Annotated in this window: 21 protein-coding genes; 11 read left to right on the top strand and 10 right to left on the bottom strand. The window is 58.5% G+C overall.

Going from position 1 to position 26,456, the window contains the following annotated elements; all coding sequences use genetic code 11:
* The 3 genes from ACP7E4_RS29165 to hrpA all read right to left on the bottom strand — a co-directional run.
* A partial coding sequence (locus ACP7E4_RS29165) for a dermonecrotic toxin domain-containing protein (RefSeq protein WP_426119520.1) occupies positions 1–683 on the bottom strand: 683 nt, incomplete at its 3' end.
* 123 nt (positions 684–806) lie between these two features.
* Positions 807–1,928 (bottom strand): beta-ketoacyl-ACP synthase III, encoded by a 1,122-nt coding sequence (locus tag ACP7E4_RS29160; RefSeq protein WP_426119522.1) that lies wholly within the window; start codon positions 1,926–1,928, stop codon positions 807–809.
* 352 nt (positions 1,929–2,280) lie between these two features.
* Positions 2,281–6,192 (bottom strand): ATP-dependent RNA helicase HrpA, encoded by a 3,912-nt coding sequence (hrpA, locus tag ACP7E4_RS29155; protein ID WP_426119524.1) that lies wholly within the window; start codon positions 6,190–6,192, stop codon positions 2,281–2,283.
* A gap of 183 nt (positions 6,193–6,375) precedes the next feature.
* Between hrpA and ACP7E4_RS29150 the strand changes: the two genes are divergently transcribed.
* On the top strand, positions 6,376–6,621 hold the full coding sequence (locus tag ACP7E4_RS29150) for a type II toxin-antitoxin system Phd/YefM family antitoxin (RefSeq protein WP_426119525.1): 246 nt from the start codon (positions 6,376–6,378) through the stop codon (positions 6,619–6,621).
* Positions 6,611–6,901 (top strand): type II toxin-antitoxin system RelE family toxin, encoded by a 291-nt coding sequence (locus ACP7E4_RS29145; protein ID WP_426119526.1) that lies wholly within the window; start codon positions 6,611–6,613, stop codon positions 6,899–6,901. Before ACP7E4_RS29150 ends, ACP7E4_RS29145 begins: the two co-directional genes overlap by 11 nt.
* 46 nt (positions 6,902–6,947) lie before the next feature.
* Here ACP7E4_RS29145 and fadD1 read toward each other — a convergent pair whose 3' ends face one another.
* On the bottom strand, positions 6,948–8,639 hold the full coding sequence (gene fadD1, locus ACP7E4_RS29140; protein WP_426119527.1) for a long-chain-fatty-acid--CoA ligase FadD1: 1,692 nt from the start codon (positions 8,637–8,639) through the stop codon (positions 6,948–6,950).
* A 317-nt stretch (positions 8,640–8,956) separates the two neighbouring features.
* A complete protein-coding gene (gene fadD2, locus ACP7E4_RS29135) occupies positions 8,957–10,645 on the bottom strand; it encodes a long-chain-fatty-acid--CoA ligase FadD2 (protein ID WP_426119528.1) in 1,689 nt (562 codons plus the stop codon).
* 219 nt (positions 10,646–10,864) lie between these two features.
* Here fadD2 and ACP7E4_RS29130 point away from each other — a divergent pair, with 219 nt between their 5' ends.
* Complete coding sequence (locus ACP7E4_RS29130; RefSeq protein ID WP_426119529.1) at positions 10,865–11,809, top strand: lysophospholipase; 945 nt, start codon at positions 10,865–10,867, stop codon at positions 11,807–11,809.
* A 55-nt stretch (positions 11,810–11,864) separates the two neighbouring features.
* Entirely contained in the window at positions 11,865–12,335 is a 471-nt protein-coding gene (locus ACP7E4_RS29125; protein ID WP_426119530.1) for a MaoC family dehydratase, read from the top strand.
* A 184-nt stretch (positions 12,336–12,519) separates the two neighbouring features.
* Here ACP7E4_RS29125 and ccoM read toward each other — a convergent pair whose 3' ends face one another.
* From ccoM to ACP7E4_RS29110, 3 genes are all read right to left on the bottom strand, one after another.
* Positions 12,520–12,630, bottom strand: a complete 111-nt coding sequence (ccoM, locus tag ACP7E4_RS29120) for a cytochrome c oxidase subunit CcoM (RefSeq protein WP_020289004.1) — start codon at positions 12,628–12,630, stop codon at positions 12,520–12,522.
* Positions 12,631–12,774: 144 nt separating this feature from the next.
* The gene (locus tag ACP7E4_RS29115; RefSeq protein WP_341521010.1) at positions 12,775–12,936 is read right to left on the bottom strand and encodes a hypothetical protein; all 162 of its coding nucleotides are present in this window, start codon (positions 12,934–12,936) and stop codon (positions 12,775–12,777) included.
* Between the two features lie 97 nt (positions 12,937–13,033).
* Complete coding sequence (locus tag ACP7E4_RS29110; protein ID WP_426119532.1) at positions 13,034–13,372, bottom strand: aspartate-semialdehyde dehydrogenase; 339 nt, start codon at positions 13,370–13,372, stop codon at positions 13,034–13,036.
* A gap of 215 nt (positions 13,373–13,587) precedes the next feature.
* Between ACP7E4_RS29110 and rapA the strand changes: the two genes are divergently transcribed.
* On the top strand, positions 13,588–16,434 hold the full coding sequence (rapA, locus tag ACP7E4_RS29105; protein WP_426119534.1) for an RNA polymerase-associated protein RapA: 2,847 nt from the start codon (positions 13,588–13,590) through the stop codon (positions 16,432–16,434).
* Between the two features lie 113 nt (positions 16,435–16,547).
* Here the strand turns inward: rapA and ACP7E4_RS29100 are convergent, their stop codons facing one another.
* Complete coding sequence (locus ACP7E4_RS29100) at positions 16,548–17,921, bottom strand: spinster family MFS transporter (protein ID WP_426119535.1); 1,374 nt, start codon at positions 17,919–17,921, stop codon at positions 16,548–16,550.
* A 348-nt stretch (positions 17,922–18,269) separates the two neighbouring features.
* Here ACP7E4_RS29100 and ACP7E4_RS29095 point away from each other — a divergent pair, with 348 nt between their 5' ends.
* Positions 18,270–20,465, top strand: coding sequence for a hypothetical protein (locus ACP7E4_RS29095; RefSeq protein ID WP_426119537.1), 2,196 nt, complete (start codon positions 18,270–18,272; stop codon positions 20,463–20,465).
* Positions 20,466–20,675: 210 nt separating this feature from the next.
* Here ACP7E4_RS29095 and ACP7E4_RS29090 read toward each other — a convergent pair whose 3' ends face one another.
* Positions 20,676–20,984 (bottom strand): DUF2288 domain-containing protein, encoded by a 309-nt coding sequence (locus ACP7E4_RS29090; protein ID WP_426119539.1) that lies wholly within the window; start codon positions 20,982–20,984, stop codon positions 20,676–20,678.
* 326 nt (positions 20,985–21,310) lie between these two features.
* Here ACP7E4_RS29090 and ACP7E4_RS29085 point away from each other — a divergent pair, with 326 nt between their 5' ends.
* The 5 genes from ACP7E4_RS29085 (at position 21,311) to ACP7E4_RS29065 (ending at position 26,301) form a co-directional block, all read left to right on the top strand.
* A complete protein-coding gene (locus tag ACP7E4_RS29085; protein WP_426119541.1) occupies positions 21,311–22,438 on the top strand; it encodes a branched-chain amino acid ABC transporter substrate-binding protein in 1,128 nt (375 codons plus the stop codon).
* 214 nt (positions 22,439–22,652) lie between these two features.
* On the top strand, positions 22,653–23,582 hold the full coding sequence (gene livH / locus ACP7E4_RS29080; protein ID WP_020288995.1) for a high-affinity branched-chain amino acid ABC transporter permease LivH: 930 nt from the start codon (positions 22,653–22,655) through the stop codon (positions 23,580–23,582).
* Positions 23,579–24,835 carry a high-affinity branched-chain amino acid ABC transporter permease LivM gene (locus ACP7E4_RS29075; RefSeq protein ID WP_426119543.1) on the top strand — a complete coding sequence of 419 codons (1,257 nt, stop codon included), beginning with the start codon at positions 23,579–23,581 and terminating at the stop codon, positions 24,833–24,835. The genes livH and ACP7E4_RS29075 overlap by 4 nt, the downstream gene beginning before the upstream one ends.
* Positions 24,832–25,599, top strand: a complete 768-nt coding sequence (livG, locus tag ACP7E4_RS29070; RefSeq protein WP_426119545.1) for a high-affinity branched-chain amino acid ABC transporter ATP-binding protein LivG — start codon at positions 24,832–24,834, stop codon at positions 25,597–25,599. Before ACP7E4_RS29075 ends, livG begins: the two co-directional genes overlap by 4 nt.
* Positions 25,600–26,301, top strand: coding sequence for an ABC transporter ATP-binding protein (locus tag ACP7E4_RS29065; RefSeq protein ID WP_065831684.1), 702 nt, complete (start codon positions 25,600–25,602; stop codon positions 26,299–26,301).
* The last annotated feature ends 155 nt before the right edge of the window (positions 26,302–26,456 follow it).

Raw genomic sequence — 26,456 nt, 5'->3', positions numbered from 1 at the left:
TGTGCTGCCGAACCCGGTGGTTGCCCATCGAGCGTGACGGGCTTGAACACACTGTCCAGGTGCGTCTGGTATTGGCCACCCAGATCCAGCGTGCGACTCAGCTCGGCGAACTGCTCGGGGTTGATGTCCAGCGTGCCGTTATAGCGATAGCGAAAGCGCGGAATATCGGGCAGCAGGCCGGTGCCATAAATCAGTTCCACCTGCAAACCGTCAGCCGGTAACAGCGCGGCACCTTGTCCCAGGCCACTTTCGGTGGTTTCACCGGCTTCGAAATTCTGCAAGGCGGCGTGCAGCAGCGTCTGTTTGACTGGCTGGCGTGTTTGTACCAGCAGCAGCGTAGTGATTTCCATGGTCACCAATTGATTGGCGGTGACGTCCAGCCGCAATTTGAAACGGTCAAACAGTGCCTGTTCCAGCAATGGCGTGGCGAAGCTCTCAATCGAGGTCAGTCGGTTGCGTATCGGCTCCAGAACGCGGCGGGAGCGCTGGCTTAGCAACTGACTGTCGCGCAATGCTTCGCGCATGGCTTTTGATGAACTTCGGTACCACTCCGGGAGCGCGGTTTTAAGGAACTCGAGATTGGCGTGATCCGTGCCGAAGGGCACAGAACCGTCGGCCTCGACGGAACCTGCCGGGGCAAAGGGGATAGCGGGGTTGTCGCTGAGGATAGGTGTCGCAGACATCGGCAAATCCTTGAATGACTCACAATGAAGTCATTCACGGTATTTATCCGACACACAAAAGTGACATACCCGGCTAATACCCGAGTGAGACGCAGACGTGCCGTACTGTTGCCTGCCTTGTGATCAGCGCTTGCGCAGGATAACGCTGCCAATCGAATAACCGGCACCGAACGAACTGAGTACACCCAGCGCGCCTTTGGGCAAGTCATCCTGATAGCTGTGAAACGCAATCACCGAGCCGGCCGAACTGGTATTGGCATAGGTATCGAGAATCACCGGCGCTTCTTCGATGGTCGCTTCACGGCCCAGCAGCTTTTTGACGATCAGGTGGTTCATGCTGAGATTGGCCTGATGCAGCCAGAAGCGTTGCACGTCGCTGGCATTCAAACCGTTTTCTTCAAGATGACCGCCCACCAGTTCAGCGACCATCGGACAGACCTCGCGGAACACCTTGCGGCCTTCCTGGACGAACAGTTTGTCCGCAGCATCCGCGCCTTCATCGGCGGTACGGTTGAGGAAGCCGAAATTGTTGCGAATGTTGTTGGAGAACGAGGTCAGCAGTTTGCTGCTGACGATATCGAACTGATAGGCCGAAGTAGCCAGATCAGCACGCTCCACCACCACGGCAGTCGCACCGTCGCCAAAAATGAAATGGCTGTCACGGTCGCGGAAATTCAAATGCGCGGTGCAGATTTCCGGGCTGATCACCAACAACGCCCGAGCCTGACCCAACTGCACGCTATTGCTTGCAGCCTGAATACCGAAGGTGGCGGAAGAGCAGGCGACATTCATGTCGTAGCCGAAACCCTGAACGCCAAGTGCAGACTGGATTTCGATGGAAATCGCTGGATAAGCGCGTTGCAGATTGGAACAGGCGACGATCACGCCATCGATGTCAGCAGCGGTCTTGCCGGCACGCTGCAACGCCTGTTTGGCAGCGGCGACACCCATTTCGCAGAGGATTGACCACTCGTCATTGGAGCGCTCGGGTAGACGCGGCTTCATGCGCTGCGGATCAAGAATGCCTGCCTTGTCCATCACGAAGCGGCTTTTTATACCGGAAGCTTTTTCGATGAAGGCCGCATTGGATTCGGTCAGTGCCTGCACTTCGCCGCGCTCGATGGCGTCGGCGTTTTCGCTGTTGAACTGCGCCACGTAAGTGTTGAAAGACTGCACCAGCTCTTCGTTTGAAATGCTGTCGGCCGGGGTGTACAGGCCTGTGCCGCTGATGACGACGTCGTGCACGGTCGTTCCTCTCTTATTGATCAATGCAGGTAGCGACCTGCTCGAGCACGGCGGTTGGCTCACTTATGGAACCAACGTACCAATGCCTACATAAAATAACGGCCGAAGGCGCAAGAAAGATTCGGGCAACGCATCGGGCTCAAGTCGCGAAGTGTGCCATAAATGCTCGGTTTTGGCGCTATCCGGGCGGGTGATTGACGGCAAACCGTGTAGGAGATCCTTCGTCGCGCAGCAAACACCGGCGCCCGTTGGAGAGGCTTGCCCGCGAAGAATGATGACGCGGTAGAGCTGGGTCACCGACGCGCCTGATTCGCGGGCAAGCCTCGCCAACGGTGAAAGGTGCCCTTTCCAGTCACCCCTCCACCAGACTCCATTGCTTGCTCAGGCGCTTGTCTGAAACCGCCATTTTGGTGCCCAACTGCTGAGCAAACAGCGAAACCCGGTATTCCTCCAGCCACCAGCGATAGGCCACCAGTTCGTCGTCGCGTTTGCCTTCTTGCGCGTGCTTACTGGCCCGGGCTTGATATTGCGCCCAGAGACCCGCCAGTTCAGTGCTCCAGACCCGATCCTTCTGGACCTGGCCGGGGAGTTTTTCCAGGCGCATTTCGATGGCTTTCAAATAGCGCGGCAATTCCTTGAGCCATTGCGCCGGGGTTTCGCGAACAAAGCCCGGATAGACCAGATGGCTGAGCTGCGACTTGATGTCGTTGAGTGCCACGGCCTGCGACAGATCGATCTTGCCCTTGAAGCGTTTTTGCAGGCCATGCCAGAGCTTGAGAATCTCCAGGGTCAGCTTCGCCAGACGCTCGGCATGCTCAGTCCAGCCGCCACGCTTGCGTTCGGCCAACGCCAGCAGTCCGGCACCATCGCGAGGCAGGCTGGTTTCGCCTTCCAGAATGCAGCTGTCGAGGCTGGCCAACAGGATGTCTTCGACCAGCGCATCGATGCGCCCCAACTCGCGATGCAGCAACGCCAGCTCGGTTTGCCCTGGCAGTTTGCTACGCAGGAACTTGGCCGGTTCGGCCAGTTGCTGCAACAACAAGCGCTGCAAGGCGCGGCGATGCTGATACTCGGCTTCGGCCGGCGTCGAGAAACGTCCTTCCTTGACCGTACCCGATTCCTCGACCAATGCCGGATACACCGTCATGGACAGCCCGGCGATGTTCTGCTGGGTTTTCTCGGCGACCGGCGCGAAGACTTTCGCTTCCACCGGCTGCTGGCTTTTCGCAGTTTGCGGCACGGCCAATGCGGCCTGGCTGGCTTGCGCAAACCGTGCGGTCAGCTCATCCAGATCACGTCCTTCACCGAGGAACTTGCCCTCGGCGTCGACAATTTCCAGATTCATCTTCAGATGATTTTCCAGCTGCTGCGCCGCTTCGGCCCAGGCTTCATCAGTCACCCGGGCGCCGGTCATACGCAACAGTTCACGGCCCAGCGCTTGCGGGAGCGAACCTTCGCCGAACGTCATGCGCTGCAAGGCGGCCTTGATGAAGTCAGGGACCGGGACGAAGTTCTTGCGAATCGCCTTGGGCAGGTTACGCACCAGCGCAATGCATTTGGTTTCCAGCAGGCCAGGCACCAGCCATTCCAGGCGCTCGGCGGGCAGCGACAGCAGCAACGGCGCGGGCACCCGCAGCGTCACGCCATCGCGGGGATGGTTAGGCTCGAAGTGATAAGTCAGCGCCAGGGTCAGATCGCCCAGGCGCAAGGTGTCCGGATAATACGCGGCAGTGACTTCACTGGCTTCACGGGCCAGCACGTCTTCCTCGCGCATGATCAACAACTGCGGGTTCTTCTGGCTTTCGGTCTTGTACCAGCTGTCGAACGTCGCGGTCTGGTGGATCTCGGCGGGAATGCGCGCTTCGTAAAAACTGTACAGCGTGTCTTCGTCGGCCAGGATATCGCGACGGCGCGCCTTGGCTTCCAGCTCGTCGAGGGTTTCCAGCAGTTTGGTGTTGGCGGTCAGGCACTTGGCCCGGGACTGGATTTCGCCCCGCACCAGACCTTCACGAATGAACAGCTCGCGCGACACTACCGGATCGATGGGGCCGTAATGCACCGGCCGACGACCCACCACGATCAGGCCGAACAGGGTGATCTGCTCGAACGCCACGACCTGCCCGCGCTTCTTTTCCCAATGCGGTTCAAAGTGGTTCTTCTTGATCAAATGCCCGGCCAGCGGCTCGATCCAGTCGGAGTCGATCTTGGCGACCATTCGCGCATACAGCTTGGTGGTTTCCACCAGCTCCGCCGCCATCAGCCATTGCGGACGCTTCTTGCCCAGGCCGGACGACGGGTGAATCCAGAAGCGTCGTTGCCGCGCGCCCAGATAATCCCCTTCATCAGCCTTCTGACCGACCTGACTGAGCAGACCGGAAAGAATCGCTTTGTGAAACTTCGGGAAGTCGGCCGGCTCTTTATTCACCGTCAGTTGCAGGTCGCGACAGATCAGGCTCAGTTGCCGATGGGAATCGCGCCATTCGCGCAGACGCAGGTAGTTGAGGAAGTTGCGCCGACACCAGTTGCGCAACGGGCTGGCGGTCAACGCCTGGCGTTGTTCTTCAAAGCCACGCCACAGATTGACCAGCCCGGCGAAATCCGAGTCCGCGTCTTTCCATTGCGCATGAGCCTGATCCGCCGCCTGTTGGCGCTCCGGCGGACGCTCGCGCACGTCCTGCACAGACATGGCGCTCGCCACGATCAACACTTCCTGCAAGCTGCCCTGCTTCGCCGCTTCGAGCAACATGCGACCCATGCGCGGGTCCACCGGCAAGCGCGCCAATTGGCGGCCCAACGGCGTCAGCTGGTTCTCGCGATTGACCGCCGAGAGTTCCTGCAACAGGTTGAAGCCGTCGCTGATGGCCTTGCCATCCGGCGGTTCGATAAACGGAAAATCGGTGATCTCACCCAGACGCAGGTGCAGCATCTGCAGGATGACCGCCGCCAGGTTGGTGCGCAGGATTTCCGGATCGGTAAATTCCGGCCGCCCGTTGAAATCTTCTTCGCTGTACAGCCGCACGCACAGCCCCGGCTCGACCCGGCCGCAACGACCTTTGCGCTGGTTGGCGCTGGCCTGGGAAACCGCTTCAATCGGCAGACGCTGCACTTTGGCGCGGTAGCTGTAGCGGCTGATCCGCGCAGTACCGGTGTCGATCACATAGCGAATACCCGGCACGGTGAGCGACGTTTCCGCGACGTTGGTCGCCAACACCACGCGGCGTCCTGGATGCGACTGGAAAATCCGCTGCTGCTCGGCCGGTGACAGACGCGCGTACAGCGGCAGGATTTCCGTGTGCCGGAGTTGCGCCTTGCGCAGCATTTCCGCCGCGTCACGGATTTCCCGCTCGCCGGGCAGGAACACCAGCACATCGCCAGGACTCTTGCGTTCACTGCGCTCGAAAGCTTCCAGTTCGTCGATCACGGCCAGAATCGCCTGATCCACGGTCAGGTCTTCTTCGACGCTGTTGCCCTCCTCGTCCTGTTCGGACGTCAGCGGGCGATACCAGAGGTCAACCGGGAAAGTCCGACCGGACACTTCGACAATGGGTGCGTCGTCGAAGTGCTCGGAGAAGCGCTGCAAGTCGATGGTCGCGGAGGTGATGATGACTTTCAGGTCCGGGCGACGCGGCAGCAGGGTTTTCAGATAACCAAGCAGGAAGTCGATGTTCAGGCTGCGTTCGTGAGCTTCGTCGACGATGATCGTGTCGTAGCGCTCCAGAAACCGGTCGTGCTGGGTTTCCGCGAGCAGGATGCCGTCGGTCATCAGCTTGATCAGCGTGTTGCTGTCGCTCTGATCTTCGAAACGAACCTGATAACCCACCAGCGCACCCAATGGCGTACCCAGTTCTTCGGCAACCCGGCTGGCAACGCTGCGCGCCGCAATACGACGGGGCTGGGTGTGACCGATCAGACCGTGTTGCCCGCGACCGATTTCCAGGCAGATTTTCGGCAACTGCGTGGTTTTCCCCGACCCGGTTTCACCCGCAATGATCAGCACCTGATGCTTGAGCAGCGCGGCCTTGATTTCATCGCGCTTGGCGGCAATCGGCAGGCTGTCGTCGTAACGAATCACCGGCACGCTGTCACGCCGCGCCGTCACCTGGGCAAACGAGGCTTGCACCTTCGCCACCCACTGCGCCAGCTTCGCCTCATCGGGCTTCTTGCGCAGCTCGTGCAACTGGCGCCGCAAACGATGCCGTTCGCTGATCATCGCGTGGTCGAGGTTTTTCAGCAGTTGGTCGATAGAAGGCGTTTGATCGGTCATCAGGTGCGCAGGGTCTTCTGAAGGGTGCAAAAGCGGGGATTGTCGCAGATTGAGGCCGGTCGTGACGATTGTCTGCGTTTAGGCTCAAGCGCAGATGGCGGCGGCTGAAATCGGAGATAGCCTTTCTGGTTGCATGGCTCCCCTAAAAAGACCAAAATAACGCCCAAACTGGAGTATCAAATTATGCAAAATATTCTTGCTGATATGGCTGTCAGTGTATCGGAACTGAAAAAAAATCCTTCTGCGGTATTGAGTGGCGCACACGGTTTACCCGTTGCTGTACTCAACCATAACAAGGTAATGGGTTACATGGTTCCTGCTGAGGTTTTTGAAGCAATGATGGAGCGCCTTGATGATCTCGATCTGGCGGATCTGATCAAGTCACGCCAGCACGAGACGCCAATACCGGTAGATATAGATGCCCTTTAAACTCGAATTCCTGCCGTCGGCAATGAAGGAGTGGGACAAGCTGGGACATACCATTCGCGATCAACTCAAGAAAAAACTTAAAGAGCGGCTTGGGTTACCCAGGGTTGCAAGCGATGCTCTGCACGGCATGCCAGACCACTACAAGATCAAGCTTCGCAGTGCGGGATATCGACTTGTTTATAGAGTTGAAGATGACCGAGTGGTCGTAACAGTGGTCGCTGTGGGTAAGCGCGAACGAGGAGCAATTTACGACTTGGCCAAGGGGAGGCGGCCGGACTGAGAAACCAGGCCAGCGCACTGCGCGAGGCCTGGACCGCGGCGTATGTTTACTTCTTCAACCCCAACTTCTTCAATTCCCCATCACGCAATTCGCGGCGCAGGATCTTGCCGACGTTGGTGGTGGGCAGTGCGTCGCGGAATTCCACGCTGCGCGGGACTTTGTAGCCGGTCAGGTTGGCGCGCATGTGTTCCATGACCTGGTCCTTGGTCAGGGTCACGCCGGGTTTGACCACCACGAAGACCTTGATCGCCTCGCCGGATTTCTCGTCCGGAACGCCGATGGCTGCGCATTGCAGCACGCCGGGCAAGGTCGCCAGCACGTCCTCCAGTTCGTTGGGATAGACGTTGAATCCGGAGATCAGAATCATGTCTTTCTTGCGGTCGACAATACGCAGGTAGCCATCGGGCTGAATGATCGCAATGTCGCCGGTCTTGAGCCAGCCTTCGGCGTCGAGCATTTCATCGGTGGCGTCCTGACGCTGCCAGTAGCCTTTCATGACCTGCGGGCCCTTGATGCACAGCTCGCCAATTTCGCCCAGCGGCTGTTCAACGCCCGCGTCGTCGATGACTTTGCACAGGGTCGAAGGCACTGGAATGCCGATGGTGCCGACGTGGTTCTTCTGGATTGGATTGACCGTGGCCACCGGGCTGGTTTCCGTCATGCCGTAGCCTTCGCAGATAGCGCAGCCGGTCACTTCTTTCCAGCGTTCGGCAGCCGCGAGTTGCAGCGCCATGCCGCCGGACAGGGTGACTTTCAGGGCCGAGAAATCCAGGTTGCGGAATTCCTGGTTATTGCACAGCGCCACGAACAGCGTGTTGAGGCCGACGAAGCCGCTGAACTTCCACTTCGACAGTTCCTTGACCATCGCCGACAGGTCGCGCGGGTTGCTGATCAGGATGTTGTGGTTGCCGATCAGCATCATCGACATGCAGTGAAAGGTGAAGGCGTAAATGTGATACAGCGGTAACGGCGTGATGAGGATCTCGCAACCTTCATTAAGGTTGGAGCCCATCAACGCCTTGCACTGCAACATGTTGGCGATCAGGTTGCGGTGGGTCAGCATCGCGCCCTTGGCGACGCCCGTGGTGCCGCCGGTGTATTGCAGCACTGCGACGTCATTGGCGGCAGGCGACGCATCGTTGACCGGCTGCCCGCGACCTTTGCTCAGCACTTCATTGAACTTGACGGCCTTGGGCAGGTGATACGCCGGGACCATCTTCTTCACGTATTTGATGACGCTGTTGATCAGCAGGCGCTTGAGGGGCGGCAGCATGTCGGCCACTTCGGTGACGATGACGTGCTTGACCTGAGTCTTGGGCACGACCTTCTCCGCCAGGTGCGCCATGTTCGCCAGGCACACCAGGGCCTTGGCGCCGGAGTCGTTGAATTGGTGTTCCATTTCCCGCGCGGTGTACAGCGGGTTGGTGTTGACCACGATCAGTCCGGCGCGAATGGCACCGAATACGGCAATCGGGTACTGCAACACGTTGGGCAGCTGCACGGCGATGCGGTCGCCGGGTTGCAGGTCCGTGTGTTGCTGAATCCAGGCAGCGAAGGCACCGGACAATTCGTACAGCTCACCGTACGTAAGCGTCTTGCCCAGGTTGCTGAAGGCCGGTTTATTGGCGAAACGCTGGCAAGACTGCTTCAATACCGCCTGGACGTTGGGATACTCGTCTGGATTGATATCGGCAGCAATGCCGGACGGGTACTTGTCCTTCCAGAAATTTTCGATCATGGAAGCCGGCTCCTCAGCGACAGCGAATTCTTCACACCGCTTGATCGCGGTGATTTTCTTGTGTTTTGGAATTTTGCGGTTCACGCTTTTGACTTACGGACTGGTCGAAAAGCGCGCCGAGAGTAGCAGCTTTGCCGAGGGTCGCATAGAGCCAACAGAGGCCTCTACAGTCACTAAAGTGACTCATGATTATCTAGTAGTCACATTTAGAGCAATCATACTATTTGTCGCGAATCTGCCTGAAAAGGCCGGTCCAGAACCGTCAACTGGCCTCTACGAAATGTGTTCAATTCGTTGTGTTAAGCATCGACAACTTATTACGCAGTATCCCGCAACTCCCGCCGCAGAATCTTGCCCACCGGGGTCATTGGCAGCGACTCGCGCAATACGATGTGTTTCGGCACTTTGTAAGCGGTAAAGTTTTCCTTGCAGAATGTCTTCAGCTCTTCGACGGTGACGCCGCCTTCGCGAGGCACCACGAACAGCTTCACCGCTTCCCCGGAGCGCTCGTCAGGGACGCCGATGACGGCGCAGTTGGCAACGCCGGGATGGCTCATGACCACGTCTTCGATTTCATTCGGATAGACATTGAAACCGGAAACGATGATCAGGTCTTTCTTGCGGTCGACGATGCTGATGAAACCGTCGGCATCAATGACGGCGACGTCACCGGTCTTGAACCAGCCTTCGGCGTCGATGGCCTCGGCGGTGGCGTCCGGGCGCTTCCAGTAGCCGACCATCACTTGCGGGCCTTTTATACACAGTTCGCCGCGCTCGCCCAGCGGCAACTCGTTGCCGTCATCATCAATGACTTTCATCGCCGTACTCGGCATCGGAATTCCTACAGTACCGAGACGTGCGCTGGCTCCGTAAGGATTGGCGCTGGCCACCGGAGACGTCTCGGTCAGCCCATAGCCTTCAACAATGCGGCAACCGGTGAGCTGCTCCCAGCGCTCGGCGGTGGACTTGACCAGGGCCGTGCCACCGGAGTTGGTGCTTTTCAGGCTGGAGAAATCCAGGGATTTGAAATCCGGATGATTCATCAAGGCCACGAACAGCGTATTGAGGCCGATCATGGCCGAAAAACGCCATTTGCCCAGCTCCTTGATGAAGCCACCGATGTCTCGTGGGTTGGTAATCAGGATGTTGTGGTTGCCGCTGACCATCATGCACATGCAGTTCGCGGTGAAGGCATAGATATGATAAAGCGGCAGCGGCGCGATCATGATCTCCTTGCCCTCGCGGAACACCGGGCTGCCGTCGTCGCCGTGTTGCAGCATGCAGGCGTAGACCTGCTGCATGTTCGCCACCAGATTGCCATGGCTGAGCATCGCGCCCTTGGCCAGGCCCGTTGTGCCGCCTGTGTATTGCAGAACCGCGATATCTTCAAGCCCGAGAGTCACCGGTTGCAGGTGATGACCGCGGCCCAGATGCAGCGCGCTTTTGAAAGGCGTGGCCTGGGGCAAGTCGTAGGCCGGGACCAGTTTCTTGACCTTGTCGACAATCATATTGACCAGCCAGCCCTTGGCCGCTGATTGCATATCACCCATCTTCACTTCAATCAGGTACTGAATCTCGGTGTCGGGCAGCACTTCCTGGACCAGTTTGCCGAACAGATTCAGATAAACCAGTGCCCGGGCGCCGGAGTCCTTGAACTGGTGACGCATCTCCCGCGCGGTGTACAACGGATTGGTGTTGACCACGATAAGGCCGGCGCGCAAGGCGCCAAACACGGCGATCGGGTATTGCAGCAGGTTGGGCATTTGCACGGCGATGCGGTCGCCAGGCTTGAGTTCGGTGTGTTGCTGGAGGAATGCAGCGAATGCCGCCGAATGCCGGTCCAGTTCGGCATACGTCAGCGTGACGCCCATATTGCTGAACGCCGGGCGATCGGCGAATTTTCGGCAACTGCGCTCGAACACTTCGATGACCGACTTGTAGGCGTGTAGATCCACCTCAGGGAGTACGCCCGCCGGGCGTTTGTCATTCCAGAAATCAGGTTGCATTGTTATTGTCCTCTTACCTGAGAGTGTCTGGCCCGCTGCTGTAACGCGGGGCTTGGCGGACGTTAGCAGCAATCGCCAGGAAGGCAAATACCGGCCACTGCGTCATCATCGGCGTGAATCTCAGTGCTGACCGGGTTGCAATCGGCTGCAATCGAACATCGGCTATACACTTCATGCACAGAGCCGGAATATCAGCAGATTCGGGCAAAAGGAGACGTCATGAAACGCGAAGTCTTTTGGCTTGACGCCAGCGATCACACTCGTCTGTACGTCAATGCCTGGCTGCCGCCGCTTGCACCAAGGGCGGTGGTCATGGTGTCTCATGGCATGGCCGAACACAGCGGGCGATATGCTCGTCTGGGCGCGGCGCTGTGCGAGGCGGGATTTGCACTGTATGCCCACGACCAGCGCGGCCACGGCAAAACCGCCGCCCAGGGCATGCTGGGCCATTTCGGCCATGAAGACGGCTGGAGCAAAGTCGTGGATGACCTGGCGAGCCTGAATCAGTCCATTGGCCAACGCCACCCCGATACACCGGTATTCCTTCTGGGTCACAGCATGGGCAGCTATATAGCGCAGGCCTGGCTGCTGCATCACGGTGCCAGTTTGCAAGGCGCGATACTCAGCGGTTCGAATTTTCAGCCGGTGTCCCTGTACCGCAGCGCCAGCACCATCGCCCGCCTGGAACGCTGGCGGCAAGGCCCGACCGGGCGCAGTCGCCTTATCGAATGGCTGTCATTCGGCTCGTTCAATAACGCGTTCAAGCCGGCGCGCACGCGCTTCGACTGGCTGAGCCGGGACGCCCAGGAAGTCGACCAGTACATCAGCGACCCGCTGTGCGGCTTTCGTTGCACCAACCAATTCTGGCTGGACCTGCTCGGTGGCCTGCAGCAGATCAGCAAGCCGTCGAACCTGAAACAGATCGATCCCAGCCTGCCGTTGCTGATAATTGGCGGGGAATGTGATCCGGTGAGCGAAGGCAAGCGTCTCAACAATCTTGCCGACGCATTGGCCGAGACAGGTCATCAAATGTTACAAATGAAGATCTATCCGCAGGCGCGGCATGAGCTGTTCAACGAAACCAATCGCGATGAAGTCACGGGGGATGTACTCGACTGGCTGGAGCAGACACTGCGGCAGCCAAGACCGCGTCGGGCAGAATGACCACGCCACTGTTGCCCGTCATCGCCAGGCCTCTTTTCAATATTCAGGATCACCCATGACTCAGGTTACCAACACCCCTTACGAAGCCCTTGAAGTCGGCCAGACCGCCAGTTACAGCAAGACTGTTGAAGAGCGCGACATCCAGCTGTTCGCCGCGATGTCCGGCGATCACAACCCGGTACACCTGGATGCCGAATACGCTGCGCAGACCATGTTCAAGGAACGCATCGCCCACGGCATGTTCAGCGGCGCACTGATCAGCGCTGCCGTCGCCTGCGAGCTGCCTGGGCCGGGCACCATTTATGTGGGCCAACAGATGACGTTCCAGAAGCCGGTAAAACTGGGCGACACCCTGACGGTACGCCTGGAAATCCTCGAAAAAATGCCGAAATTCCGCGTACGCATCGCCACCCGTGTTTTCAATCAACGCGAGGAACTGGTGGTCGATGGCGAAGCAGAAATCATCGCCCCGCGTAAACAGCAGACCGTGACCCTGACTGAATTGCCGGTGATCAGCATTGGTTGATGGGCAAAAACTTGTAGGAGCGAGGCTTGCCCGCGAAGAACGATGACGCGGTGGATTTGGTCCACTGAGGCGGCTGATTCGCGAGCAAGCTCGCTCCCACACATGTAATTAGCCACCACAAAAAAAAGGGCGACCGAAGTCGCCCAAAATGCCTTGCGTGCTCTTGTTATAGAAGGCCTCAGCCTCACTTGCGCTTTTGCGAGTCCTTCCAGATAAATAGTCCAAAGCCTGCGAAGAACACCAGCATCAGGCCAACGGTAACGACACCGGCCACAACCACATTGTCGAAAAACATAACCGCGCCTCCTGCTCTGTCCCTGTTCGATGGAGCAAGATTACCCACAGCAGCGGCGATGGAAATTGACCCAAATCAATAGCGTCACACGCTCGATCACCAAGCGTGTGGATAACTGATCTGGGTCAACGGAAATGGGGAGATTCAGCGTTTTTTCGGCTTGTTCTTCGACTTTTTCCTGCCCGCACTCAAGGGCATGGCTTGCTCGAAGGCGTTGCGCACTTCGTTCAATCGCTTGTCGTTCAGATCATGTACCCGCTTGGCCCGTTCGGCGCCCAGGTCGATCAGTTTTTCGTCTCCGCTCATGGCCTGCACTCTCGAACGCATGGAAGTGAGGCTAATAATGCGCAATCCCATGAGCCATGACCAGCACAGCGCTCACGGGCGGGCACGGCAATCACGCTCAGACTTCGACATCCACCCACATGCCCTGACGCGGCGCTTCATCCATCAGCGGCACCACCGGCACGGTGTTATCGGCATTCAGCGAGCGACCAGGCACCGCAAGATGCTCCGGCTCATCGGAACCTTGTTCACGACGTTTTTGCTGCTCGTGATGACGCTGCTGCTCTTCACGCAACAACAATGCGCTGTGTTCGGCGTCATGATTGCGCAAGTCGATCGAGGTTTCGGCGGAGCTGGACTGCACGGGCGTAACAGGCGGGATATCCGGCACCTGTTTGGCCGCATCCAGCTGGGAAGTCACGGGCACCACACTCAAGGGAAGCGTCGGCTGCAGCATGATTTGATCTCCTATTGAGTAATTGTCGGCCGCCGTTTCGTCGACTTGAACCGTTGAATGAGAAAGATTCGACTATGTTTGCTGCAACTAGTGCCGCAAAACGCAGTTTTGGCCGGAAATACAGGAGAAATAACGTTGAAAGTTCACTCCGCCTTTGGCCTGGGCAGCGTGTTCCGTTAAGATAGTCGGCTTTTTCACGGCGGGAGACAGGCAGCATGGCGCAGCAGTATCAACCGGGGCAACGCTGGATTAGCGACAGCGAAGCCGAGCTGGGTTTAGGCACCGTTCTGGCACAGGACGGCCGCTTGTTGACCGTGCTCTATCCGGCCACTGGCGACACGCGTCAATACGCTTTGCGTAACGCACCGCTGACCCGCGTGCGCTTCTCTCCCGGCGACGTGATCACCCACTTCGAAAACTGGAAGATGACCGTGCGCGAAGTCGACGACGTCGACGGCCTGCTGGTCTATCACGGGCTCAACGCGCAGAACGAACCGGTCACCCTGCCGGAAACCCAGCTGTCGAACTTCATTCAGTTCCGCCTGGCCACCGACCGCCTGTTCGCCGGGCAGATCGACCCGCTGGCATGGTTTTCCCTGCGTTACCACACGCTGGAACACACCAGCCGCCAGTTGCAATCCTCCTTGTGGGGCTTGGGTGGCGTGCGTGCGCAACCTATCGCTCACCAACTACACATTGCCCGCGAAGTTGCTGACCGTATCGCGCCACGGGTTTTGCTGGCTGACGAAGTCGGTCTGGGCAAGACCATCGAAGCCGGTCTGGTCATCCACCGCCAGTTGCTGTCCGGTCGTGCCAATCGCGTGTTGATTCTGGTCCCGGAAAACCTGCAACACCAATGGCTGGTGGAAATGCGCCGCCGTTTCAACCTGCAGGTTGCACTGTTCGATTCCGAGCGTTTCATCGAAAGCGATGCCAGCAACCCGTTCGAAGACACCCAATTGGCGCTGGTAGCGCTGGAATGGCTGGTCGAAGACGAGAAAGCCCAGGACGCGCTGTTTGCCGCTGGCTGGGACTTGATGGTGGTCGACGAGGCTCACCACCTGGTCTGGCACGAAGAAAAGGCCAGCCCCGAGTACTCCCTGGTCGAGCAGCTGGCCGAAGTCATTCCCGGCGTGTTGCTGCTGACCGCGACCCCGGAACAATTGGGTCAGGACAGCCACTTTGCGCGCCTGCGCCTGCTTGATCCAAACCGTTTTCACGATCTGCACGCCTTCCGCGCCGAGAGCGAAAACTATCGCCCGGTTGCCGAAGCGGTGCAGGAATTGCTCGACAAGGGTCGCCTGTCACCCAAAGCGCACAAGACCATTCACGGTTTCCTCGGCAGCGAAGGCGAAGCATTGCTGGCCGCCGTCAACGATGGCGACACCGAAGCCAGCGCGCGCCTGATCCGCGAATTGCTCGATCGTCACGGCACAGGCCGCGTGCTGTTTCGCAACACGCGGGCCGCCGTGCAAGGCTTCCCGGAGCGCAAGCTGCATCAGTATCCGCTGCCCTGCCCGGCCGAATACCTTGAACTGCCGCTGGGTGAACACGCTGATCTGTATCCGGAAGTCAGCTTCCAGGCACAACCGGACATCAGCGAAGAAGAACGCTGGTGGCGCTTTGACCCGCGCGTCGACTGGCTGATCGACACGCTGAAAATGCTCAAGCGCGTCAAGGTATTGGTGATCTGCGCCCACGCCGAAACCGCGATGGATCTGGAAGACGCCTTGCGCGTGCGCTCCGGCATCCCGGCCACGGTGTTCCATGAAGGCATGAACATCCTCGAACGCGACCGTGCTGCGGCGTATTTCGCGGATGAAGAATTCGGCGCCCAGGTGTTGATCTGTTCGGAAATCGGCAGCGAAGGCCGCAACTTCCAGTTCTCGCATCATCTGGTGCTGTTCGATCTGCCCGCGCACCCGGACTTGCTGGAACAACGTATCGGTCGTCTGGACCGGATCGGCCAGAAACACACCATCGAGCTGCACGTGCCGTTCCTGGAAACCAGCCCGCAAGCGCGCCTGTTCCAGTGGTATCACGAAGCGCTCAACGCCTTCCTCAACACCTGTCCGACCGGCAACGCCTTGCAACATCAGTTTGGCCCGCGCCTGTTGCCGTTGCTGGAAAGCGGCGATGACGACGAATGGCAGGCGTTGATCGACGAAGCCCGCGCCGAGCGCGTACGCCTGGAAAGTGAACTGCACACCGGTCGCGACCGCTTGCTGGAGCTCAATTCCGGTGGTGCGGGCGAAGGCGAGGCGCTGGTCGAGGCGATTCTTGAGCAGGACGATCAGTTCACCCTGCCGATCTACATGGAAACCCTGTTCAATGCGTTCGGCATCGACAGCGAAGACCATTCGGAAAACGCCCTGATCCTCAAGCCAAGCGAGAAAATGCTCGACGCCAGCTTCCCGCTGGGCGACGACGAAGGCGTGACCATCACTTACGACCGCAATCAGGCGCTGTCTCGTGAAGACATGCAGTTCATCACCTGGGAACACCCGATGGTTCAAGGCGGCATGGATCTGGTGCTGTCCGGTTCGATGGGCAACACCGCCGTGGCGCTGATCAAGAACAAGGCGCTCAAGCCGGGCACCGTCCTGCTGGAACTGCTCTACGTCAGCGAAGTGGTTGCGCCGCGCTCGCTGCAACTGGGCCGTTACCTGCCACCGGCCGCCTTGCGCTGCCTGCTGGATGCCAACGGCAATGATCTGTCGGGCCGCGTGTCGTTCGTGACCCTGAATGAACAGCTGGAAAGCGTGCCGCGTGCCAGCGCCAACAAGTTCATCCAGGCCCAGCGCGACGTACTCAACCCGCAGATCAATGCCGGCGAAGCCCGGATCGCACCGAAACACGCCGAGCGCGTGGCCGAGGCGCAGCGTCGCCTGGCTGCCGATACCGACGAGGAACTGGCGCGTCTCACTGCCCTGCAAGCCGTCAATCCAACAGTGCGCGACAGCGAACTGGTCGCCCTGCGCGCGCAACGCGAGCAAGGCCTGGCGATGCTGGATAAAGCCGCGCTGCGCCTGGAAGCGATTCGGGTGCTGGTGGCGGGTTGATCGAATAGAAGCAGGCCTCTCCGCTGGAGCGAGGCTTGCCCGCGAAGAACCGGCGCACCTAGACCTCCCAGGTGCCGCCTTCGCGGGCAAGCCTCGCTCCAACCCCAGTGCGTTCAGGCAACCGACGCCTTCCCCGCTCCAATCTCCGCTGGCTCATCCGCCGCCATCCCCACTTTCATCTTCTGCGCATCGCGGCTAAAGCACCGCGAGGCCTGATGCAGAAACAGCAAGGTCATGAACAACGCCACCGGGATCAGGTACATGGCGTCATGCAAACCAACCGCCTTGAACGCCTCGGCCATTTCCAGGGCGCCGGCAGCGGCCATTGCTGAATGGGCAAAATGATCCGACAGCAACCCCACCACTACCGGCCCTAAACCGCCGCCCAGCAGATACAAACCGGCAAAAAACAACGCCATGGCCGTCGCGCGCAAACGGGGTTCAACGACATCCTGAATCGCGGTGTAGACGCAGGTATAAAAGTTGTAAGCGAACAACCAGCCCAGGCCGAACACGGCGACAAACACACCGATTTCGATTCGTCCCGCGTGCAAGGCATAACCTGTGGCCAGCGTCGCCACCAGCATGCTCACGGCAGCGAACATCAAGCGCCCATTGGCAAAACGCTGATGCAGCTTGTCAGCGACCCAGCCGCCAGCGGTCAGCCCTACCAGCCCTGTAACCCCAACGATGATCCCGGTGGCGACCGCCGCTTCCTGCAACGGCAACAGGAAATAGCGCTGCAGCATCGGCACCATGAACGAGTTGCACGCGTAAGTGGCGAAGTTGAAGGTCAATCCGGCCAGCACCAGCCAGCCAAACGTCGGGATCGCCAGCACCCGACGAATCGGCTTGTCGATTTTCGCCTCGGACATCCGCACGCTTTCGGCAGCACCGCGCTTGGGTTCGCGAATGAAAAACATGAACACCGCCAGCACCAGACCCGGCACCGCCGCAATGAAGAACGGCGCGCGCCAGCTGTCGAACGCCTTGACCATCGCCCCAATGGTGAAAAACGCCAGCAGCAGCCCCAACGGCAGGCCCAGCATGAAAATGCCCATGGCTCGCGCCCGTCGATGGGCCGGGAACAGGTCGCCAATCAGGGAGTTGGCCGCTGGCGCATAACTGGCCTCGCCAATCCCCACGCCCATGCGCACCAGCAGAAACGTCCAGAAGCTGCCGGCCAGTCCGTTTACCGCCGTCAGCCCGCTCCAGACCGCCAACCCCCAGCCCATGAGCTTTTTGCGCGATCCGGTATCCGCGATGCGCCCCAACGGCAGCCCGGCGATGGCATACACCAGCGTGAACGCCGTACCAATGATGCCCAGCTGAAAATCGCTCAAATGCCATTCCTTGCGGATCGGCTCGATGATGATTGCCGGGATGGTGCGGTCGAAAAAATTGAACAGGTTAGCCAGAAACAGCAGAAACAAGACGCGCCAGGCGTTGGATGCCTGCGGGGAAAGAGGCTGCGAACTGCTGCTCATGGTGAAGCTCCCTTTTTATTGTTATTCGAAGACAGCGCCTTTAAATCTAGAACGCTTATCAACGGCTGTCTGTAAACATTCGCCAGGCAAATATCCAGGCATCGAAGGTTCGCGCTGACGCACAGGACAACAGCAAATAACCCAGGTTCAATCCACCGATCCGAAAGATTAAAGATTTCCCTGACTCCGCCGATCCATTACAGAACCAGACAGGGCGTGCCTTAGTCATTGCTGGGGTTTGCCTCTATCGCCCCTGAAAAAAGTGCACTGCAAAGTCGTAACCTCTCTTTCCGTGATGGCGCGATGACGCTTACCGCATCGCTGCCTCCTTCAGGCAAATGGCGCACGATGACCAATAAAAACGATTCTGCTGGCGCGATATCCGGACCATTGAGTGCAGCCGTTGCCCAAAAGGCAGACGGCGTGCCCGGCACCTACTATCGACCCAAGCCAATTCCCGCTCAGCAGTACATGTACTTCACGGAAACCGATACCGACCGGATCCTGGATAATCTCGACGGGCTGCGCGACACAGTCTTCCCGCCTTCACCTTTAATGCACATTGAAGAAAGCGCCCTGCGCAGCGAACAGCAGTTCCCGTCGGTATGCCTGATCGGTCTGGGCCGTTGCGGCTCGAACATCGCCCTGGACGTAGCCGAGCTGGTCTACAACGCGCGCAAGTTCTACCTCAATCAGTTCGAAAACGAAGACCGGCTGCGTGACGACAAGCGCTACAGCCCGGTGCACTGGATCCGTAACAATCTGCGGCTGGTGCATAACAAAGCCAGCAAACCGGTTTTCCTGGTTGAGCCGTTGGTCATGCTCGGTGATCTGGACAAGGACATCGCGGGCCGTATCCGCTTCTCACGCAAGGGCGAGAAAAGCGGGTTCATCAACGACTACAGCAAAATGAAAATCATGGATTTGTCTGAAGTCCATGCGGGAGGCGCCGGTAATGCACCGATCCTCGGCCAGTACCTGGCCAAGATCATCCTGAACAAGGACACCAGCCAATTCTCCAGCGCCGACTGGAAGCTGATCCACTCGTACCTGATCGACTCGTGCGGCATCAAGGCCAACCAGTCACGGCTGTACTTCTACATCTTCAGTGCGGGCGGCGGTACAGGTTCGGGCATGGCCTCTGAGTTCGGCCTGGCGCAGCAATTCTCGTACATGAACAAAACCTTCGACACCCGGCCTACCGACGAAAACGACAGCAAGCGCGGCCGGTCGTTTGTGTTCGAGCCGATCTTCACCAGCGGCATTTGTGTGCTGCCGAACATTTCCGATCACCGCAGCGAAATGTCCGAAGCGCTGCACATCAATGCCGGTCGCTTGCTGTGCAAGTACCTGGCTGAGGAATGGGATTTTTCGTACAACTTCGAGAATGAAGACAGCAGCGAAGCCAGCGTCATGGGCCGTATTCGCCCCTGGAACGCCATGATGCTGATCTCCAACGACATCATGCGTTACGCCGAGGAGAGCGATGACGGCAACATCGAGAACATCGATGTGAATGCCATGGAGCGTCACGCCAACCAGTACATCTCGCAGCAGATCTTCAACATCCTCACGGCCCAGGCGGTGACCACCGATTACGATCAGAACTATTTCCGCCGTGCCGGGATTGATATCGGCGAGACCATCCGCCTGGATGCCAACGACCTGTTCATGAGTCTGGCTGGCCCGGTAGCGATTGCCTACGCCGAGTCCGTGGTTCCGGAAAGCCCGGCTCCCGGTTCGGACAAATTCAAGGTGTTCGAAAAAGAACCGCCACGCCTGAACATCGACGACCTGTTCTTCCGCTCCATTGACCTGCCGCACTTCAATAAAGTGACCCAGGCCATCGAGGGCATCAGCCTGCTGCCGATCGAGTCCAAGCGCTATCGCGCCGCACTGGATCAGTACAAGACCTCCGGCTACGACGCCGCGGCGCTGCATGACCTGCACTTCTTCAAGAACTGCTCGTCGGTGGTCTCCATCGTCTCGCTGCCCAAGGACTACAAGCTGTCCTACATGGACCTGAACCGTCTCAAGACGCACTTGAACAGCCTGTTCCCCAACACCACGCTCAAGCGTTATGCACTGGTGATCGGCGCGTCGGCCAACCTGTCGCTGACCACCCTGATCGCGAAGAGTCCATGCCTGTCGGATGATTTCCTGACGCTGATCGTGGCGTTCATCAAGCGTTGCTTCGCGAAAAACCAGTTCCGTTTCGACGACACGCTGGACAATGCGATCCTGGACTTCATCATCAGCGACGAATTTGATGAAGAGCGCATTGATGACTTGCTAAACGAATACGAAAATCCGGCCCGGATCCTCGATACCAACTGGTATGCGATCAAGCCTATGTACGAGAAGAAGTACCGCGAGCTGATCGAAGACAAATCCAAGTTTGTTTCGATCAATGACATCCGGATTTCCCGCGAAAGCGTGAAAAAGGCCATCAAATACTTGCGCGAAATCTACCGTCATCGCATCGGCAAGACCCGGGTCATCTCGCTGAATCAGCATACGGGCAAGACGGGTTACGGGATTTAACCGGACGATCCCATTCGCGAATGAATTCGCTCCCACGGGTGATCCTCGATCTGGAGGACAACGCGAAACCCGTGGGACCGGATTTATCCGGGAAGAGGCCCAACGGAGCGGCATATACGTGCTGAAGCAGTGAGATTTTTCGCTACCCCGGTCCCAGGCCAGTTACCAGACTACCCATCCCTCGCACCAATACGCACCAAAATAGACCACTTACAAAGCTGGCGCCCTATCCTGGACCAGCACCCAAGGCGCCACCACGACCGCCCACAGTACCGGATCCCGCTCGACAAGCTCTAGCGCCCGCGATTCAGCCACCTTGCCGACTTCGCCACTGGCAAGCCATGCGCTGACTTTATCTGCTTCGTTCCGGGCAACAGTCTGGGCGACCTCGATCAAATCCAGAGTGGGTTCGACCCACAACAGGGCACCGCGCGCAAAGACCGGTTGCAGCTCCGTCCAGGTAATTGATGCCGTCTCGCCGAGCAATTTGGCATAGAGGGTGCTTGGTTCTTCACTCATGGGTTTCACCGAAAAGAATATCGGCGCAAATGATAGCGCCGAGTCTGCTCCAGACAAACCCAGATACAAGTAATTGATTGCAGGGAAGATCAGGAAAACCAGGGGTTTGCAGGTCGATCCGACAGGTCGAACCGCTTGATTCTGTATCTTTCTTACAATTTAGCGACATCATTCGGTTTTGCCCCCCGCAGCCAGCTTTCCAAGCGATCAATCGGCGCTCTAAACTGTTCCGGTACAGTTGCCGGGGGGAAGATCGGAATCTATCAATCCGGTCCTGCAGCTTCGGCATCAGGATTATAAAAATTAAAACACAAGAGTGGAGCATCATGACTAAGGGTACTAAGAAGCTTTCCAAGCTGTTTGCCGCACTGGTTATGGCGGGGGTTGCCAGCCATTCATTCGCAGCAGACACCATCAAGATCGGCATTGCCGGCCCGAAAACCGGTGCAGTCGCCCAATACGGCGATATGCAGTTCAGCGGCGCTAAAATGGCCATTGAACAGATCAACGCCAAAGGTGGCGTGGATGGCAAGAAGCTCGAAGCGGTTGAATACGACGACGCCTGCGATCCAAAACAAGCGGTAGCGGTTGCCAACAAAGTCGTCAACGACGGCGTCAAGTTTGTGGTCGGCCACCTGTGCTCCAGCTCCACCCAACCGGCTTCCGACATTTACGAAGACGAAGGCATCATCATGGTGACTCCGGCTGCAACCAGCCCGGAAATCACCGCTCGTGGCTACAAGCTGGTGTTCCGCACCATCGGTCTGGACAGCGCTCAAGGCCCGGCAGCGGGCAATTACATCGCCAAGCAGGTCAAGCCTAAAATCGTTGCGGTCATCCACGACAAGCAGCAATACGGCGAAGGTATCGCGACCGCCGTCAAGCAGACCCTGGAAAAAGACGGCGTCAAAGTTGCTCTGTTCGAAGGCATCAACGCTGGCGACAAGGATTTCTCGTCGCTGATCGCCAAGATGAAGCAAGCCAACGTCGACTTCGTCTACTACGGCGGCTACCACCCTGAGCTGGGTCTGATTCTGCGCCAGGCACAGGAAAAAGGCCTGAAAGCCGGCTTCATGGGTCCGGAAGGCGTGGGTAATGCGTCGATCTCGCAGATTGCCCAGGACGCTTCCGAAGGCCTGCTGGTAACCCTGCCGGCTTCGTTCGACCAGGATCCTGCCAACAAGGCGCTGGTTGATGCATTCAAGGCCAAGAAAGAAGATCCAAGCGGCCCGTTCGTGTTCCCGGCTTACGCCGCGGTTGAAGTGATCGCGGACGCTATCACCAAAGCCAAAAGCGAAGACACCGCCAAAGTCGCGGCTGCCCTGCGCGCCAACACGTTCAAGACCCCGACTGGCGAGTTGTCCTTTGACGCCAAAGGCGACCTGAAAGACTTCAAATTCGTGGTCTACACCTGGCACAAAGACGGCACCAAGACTGAAGCGCCTGTGAAGTAAGCAATCGCTGTCAGTTGAACCCAAAGCCCACTGCAACAGCAGTGGGCTTTGTTTTACGAGTGCGGGCACTTCAAAAGAGTGCCAGGCACTGAACATCTTCAAAACCGTTACCAGTGATTCACTGGGCTCGATGCCAACGTGGACCCATATCACGACGCACGGGCAGCAAGACGACCACCAGTGGAACACCGAGCAGGTTTTCAGGAGCGCTGTAATGCCCGAGATAGACATCTATCACTTTTTCCAACAGCTGGTTAATGGCCTGACCATTGGCAGCACCTATGCCTTGATTGCCATCGGTTATACGATGGTCTACGGCATCATCGGCATGATCAACTTCGCCCACGGCGAGGTGTACATGATCGGGTCCTACGTCGCGTTCATCGCCCTCGCCGGCCTGACGATGATGGGGCTGGACAGCCTGCCACTGCTGATCACCGCCGCATTCGTTGCCAGTATCGTCGTGACCAGTGCCTACGGTTATGCCATCGAGCGCGTGGCTTATCGCCCGTTGCGCGGCAGCAACCGTCTGATCCCGCTGATTTCTGCCATCGGTATGTCGATATTCCTGCAGAACACGGTTCTGTTGTCCCAGGATTCCAAAGATAAATCGATTCCCAACCTGATTCCCGGCAACTTCGTGTTTGGCTCGACCAGCACCCATGAAGTCGTGATTTCCTACATGCAAGTGCTGATCTTCATCGTGACCCTGATCGCGATGCTCGGCCTGACCTGGTTCATCTCCCGCTCTCGCCTCGGCCGCGCCTGCCGCGCCTGTGCCGAGGACATCAAGATGGCCAACCTGCTGGGTATCAATACCAACAACATCATCGCCCTGACCTTCGTCATCGGCGCCGCGCTGGCGGCGGTCGCTGCGGTATTGCTGAGCATGCAATACGGCGTGATCAACCCCAACGCCGGTTTCCTGGTCGGCATCAAGGCCTTCACCGCTGCGGTATTGGGCGGGATCGGCAGTATTCCGGGGGCCATGCTTGGCGGTCTGGTATTGGGCGTAGCTGAAGCCTTTGGCGCCGATATTTTCGGCGACCAGTACAAGGATGTGGTGGCGTTCGGTCTTCTCGTATTGGTGTTGTTGTTCCGGCCGACCGGCCTGCTTGGCCGCCCGGAGGTTGAAAAAGTATGACCAGGAAACTCAAATCGGCATTGTTCAGCGCCTTGCTGGTGCTGGCTGTTGCTTACCCGATCCTCGGCCTGAAGCTGGAAATCGTTGGCGTCAAACTGGCGGTCATTGGTGCCAGCAGCACCACCGTCAGCATTATCTTTGCCTGCGCCATCGCCATGTTTCTAAGGGTGCTGTTCCATGAGCAAATCAGCGCGGCGTGGCGTTCGTCACCGAGCATGCCGGTCATGCCCGCCAAGGCCAGCAACTTCCTGACCCTGCCGAGCACCCAGCGCTGGATCATGCTCGGCCTGATCATGGTCGCACTGGTCTGGCCGTTCTTCGGCTCCCGGGGCGCGGTGGATATCGCCACGCTGATCCTGATCTACGTGATGCTTGGCCTTGGCCTGAACATCGTGGTCGGTCTGGCGGGGCTGCTGGACCTGGGTTATGTGGGCTTTTACGCGGTCGGTGCCTACAGCTACGCGCTGCTCTCCCATTACTTCGGCCTGGGTTTCTGGATCTGCCTGCCGATTGCCGGGATGATGGCGGCGACGTTCGGCTTCCTGCTGGGCTTCCCGGTCTTGCGCTTGCGTGGTGACTATCTGGCCATCGTAACTCTGGGCTTCGGTGAAATCATCCGCTTGCTGCTGCGTAACATGACCGGCCTCACCGGCGGCCCGAACGGCATCAGCAACATTGAAAAACCGACGCTGTTCGGCTTGTCGTTCGAACGCAAGGCGGCGGAAGGCATGCAGACCTTCCACGAGTTCTTTGGCCTGCAATACAACTCCATCAACAAGGTCATCTTCCTCTATCTGGTTGCCCTGTTGCTGGCGCTGGCAGCGCTGTTCGTGATCAATCGCCTGCTGCGCATGCCTATTGGCCGTGCCTGGGAAGCGTTGCGTGAAGATGAGATCGCCTGCCGCGCATTGGGTTTGAATCCGACCATCATCAAGCTGTCGGCCTTTACCCTGGGTGCTGCGTTCGCCGGTTTCGCCGGGAGCTTCTTCGCCGCTCGCCAAGGACTGGTCACGCCGGAATCCTTCACCTTCATCGAGTCGGCCATCATCCTCGCCATCGTGGTGCTGGGTGGCATGGGCTCGCAACTGGGGGTGATCCTCGCCGCCGTGGTGATGATCCTGCTACCGGAACTGATGCGTGATTTCAGTGAATACCGCATGTTGATGTTCGGCGCCTTGATGGTGCTGATGATGATCTGGCGTCCTCAAGGTCTTCTGCCCATGCAACGTCCTCACATGGAGCTGCGCAAATGAGCCGCCCGCTATTAGAAGTCAGCGGCCTGAGCATGCGCTTTGGCGGTCTGCTGGCGGTCAACGGCGTAGGCCTGACCGTCAATGAGAAACAAGTCGTGTCGATGATCGGCCCCAATGGTGCTGGCAAGACCACGGTATTCAACTGCCTGACCGGTTTCTACCGGCCAACGTCGGGCACCATCCTGCTCGACGGCGAGGCGATTCAAGGCCTGGCCGGACACGAGATCGCCCGCAAAGGCGTGGTGCGCACTTTCCAGAACGTGCGGCTGTTCAAGGAAATGACCGCACTGGAAAACCTGTTGGTTGCCCAGCACCGGCACTTGAACACCAATTTCTTCGCCGGTCTGTTCCGCACCCCGGGCTTCCGTCGCAGCGAACGCGAAGCCATGGAGTACGCCGAACATTGGCTGGAAGCGGTCAACCTCAAGGAGTTCGCCAATCGCTCGGCTGGCACTTTGGCCTATGGTCAGCAACGCCGTCTGGAAATCGCCCGCTGCATGATGACCCGTCCGCGGATTCTCATGCTCGACGAACCGGCAGCGGGCTTGAACCCACGGGAAACCGAGGACCTCAAGGCGCTGATCGGCATGTTGCGCAATGAGCACAACGCCACGGTCCTGCTGATCGAGCACGACATGAAACTGGTGATGAGCATTTCCGACCACATCGTGGTGATCAACCAGGGCACGCCGTTGGCCGATGGCACGCCGGAACAGATCCGTGACAATCCCGAAGTGATCAAAGCCTACCTGGGGGAAGCGTAAATGCTGCAATTCGAAAACGTTTCCACTTTCTACGGCAAGATTCAGGCGCTGCACGGCGTCAACGTGGAAGTCCGCCAGGGCGAAATCGTGACCCTGATCGGTGCCAACGGCGCGGGCAAGTCCACCCTGTTGATGACCTTGTGCGGTTCACCTCGCGCGCACAGCGGCAGCATCCGCTACATGGGCGAGGAGCTGGTCGGCCTGGAGTCGGCGCAAATCATGCGCAAGAGCATCGCCGTCGTGCCGGAAGGCCGCCGCGTGTTTGCTCGCCTGACGGTGGAAGAAAACCTCGCCATGGGCGGTTTCTTCACCGAGAAAGGCGATTACCAGGAGCAAATGGACAAGGTTCTGCATTTGTTTCCGCGCCTCAAGGAGCGCTTCAACCAGCGCGGCGGCACCATGTCCGGCGGCGAACAGCAAATGCTCGCCATCGGTCGTGCGCTGATGAGTAAACCCAAGCTGTTGTTACTCGACGAACCGTCGCTGGGCCTGGCGCCGATCATCATCCAGCAGATTTTCGAGATCGTCGAACAGCTGCGGCGTGATGGCGTAACGGTGTTCCTGGTGGAGCAAAACGCCAACCAGGCGCTGAAAATCGCGGACCGCGCCTATGTGCTGGAAAACGGCCGCGTCGTCATGCAAGGCACCGGGGAAGAACTGTTGGTCGACCCGAAAGTACGCGACGCGTACCTCGGCGGCTAAGCTTGCGGCACTGCGTTTTGATTAAAAAACGGCCTACGCAGACTGTGTGAAAACACACTGTAACTGCCCAAGCAAAACGCCCCGACTTGTCGGGGCGTTTTGCTTTTGGGTGTTCAGCAGGCGAAAAAACGGCTTTTCAGCCTATCAGTTCCATC

Source organism: Pseudomonas sp. DSP3-2-3 (assembly GCF_049898225.1).
Lineage (GTDB): Bacteria > Pseudomonadota > Gammaproteobacteria > Pseudomonadales > Pseudomonadaceae > Aquipseudomonas.
Note: the sequence above shows the minus strand (reverse complement) of the source record. Positions and strands in the feature narration are given on the sequence as shown.

Bases quoted from the DNA above. Each gene is read 5' to 3' on its own strand.
- ACP7E4_RS29125 (WP_426119530.1), top strand. From the start codon at position 11,865: ATGACTCAGGTTACCAACACCCCTTACGAAGCCCTTGAAGTCGGCCAG.
- ACP7E4_RS29145 (WP_426119526.1), top strand. From the start codon at position 6,611: ATGCCCTTTAAACTCGAATTCCTGCCGTCGGCAATGAAGGAGTGGGAC.
- ACP7E4_RS29065 (WP_065831684.1), top strand. From the start codon at position 25,600: ATGCTGCAATTCGAAAACGTTTCCACTTTCTACGGCAAGATTCAGGCG.
- ccoM (WP_020289004.1), bottom strand. From the start codon at position 12,630: ATGTTTTTCGACAATGTGGTTGTGGCCGGTGTCGTTACCGTTGGCCTG.
- ACP7E4_RS29150 (WP_426119525.1), top strand. From the start codon at position 6,376: ATGCAAAATATTCTTGCTGATATGGCTGTCAGTGTATCGGAACTGAAA.
- ACP7E4_RS29075 (WP_426119543.1), top strand. From the start codon at position 23,579: ATGACCAGGAAACTCAAATCGGCATTGTTCAGCGCCTTGCTGGTGCTG.
- livG (WP_426119545.1), top strand. From the start codon at position 24,832: ATGAGCCGCCCGCTATTAGAAGTCAGCGGCCTGAGCATGCGCTTTGGC.
- fadD2 (WP_426119528.1), bottom strand. From the start codon at position 10,645: ATGCAACCTGATTTCTGGAATGACAAACGCCCGGCGGGCGTACTCCCT.
- ACP7E4_RS29100 (WP_426119535.1), bottom strand. From the start codon at position 17,921: ATGAGCAGCAGTTCGCAGCCTCTTTCCCCGCAGGCATCCAACGCCTGG.
- hrpA (WP_426119524.1), bottom strand. From the start codon at position 6,192: ATGACCGATCAAACGCCTTCTATCGACCAACTGCTGAAAAACCTCGAC.
- ACP7E4_RS29085 (WP_426119541.1), top strand. From the start codon at position 21,311: ATGACTAAGGGTACTAAGAAGCTTTCCAAGCTGTTTGCCGCACTGGTT.
- ACP7E4_RS29090 (WP_426119539.1), bottom strand. From the start codon at position 20,984: ATGAGTGAAGAACCAAGCACCCTCTATGCCAAATTGCTCGGCGAGACG.
- ACP7E4_RS29095 (WP_426119537.1), top strand. From the start codon at position 18,270: ATGACCAATAAAAACGATTCTGCTGGCGCGATATCCGGACCATTGAGT.
- rapA (WP_426119534.1), top strand. From the start codon at position 13,588: ATGGCGCAGCAGTATCAACCGGGGCAACGCTGGATTAGCGACAGCGAA.
- ACP7E4_RS29110 (WP_426119532.1), bottom strand. From the start codon at position 13,372: ATGCTGCAGCCGACGCTTCCCTTGAGTGTGGTGCCCGTGACTTCCCAG.
- fadD1 (WP_426119527.1), bottom strand. From the start codon at position 8,639: ATGATCGAAAATTTCTGGAAGGACAAGTACCCGTCCGGCATTGCTGCC.
- ACP7E4_RS29130 (WP_426119529.1), top strand. From the start codon at position 10,865: ATGAAACGCGAAGTCTTTTGGCTTGACGCCAGCGATCACACTCGTCTG.
- ACP7E4_RS29115 (WP_341521010.1), bottom strand. From the start codon at position 12,936: ATGAGCGGAGACGAAAAACTGATCGACCTGGGCGCCGAACGGGCCAAG.
- livH (WP_020288995.1), top strand. From the start codon at position 22,653: ATGCCCGAGATAGACATCTATCACTTTTTCCAACAGCTGGTTAATGGC.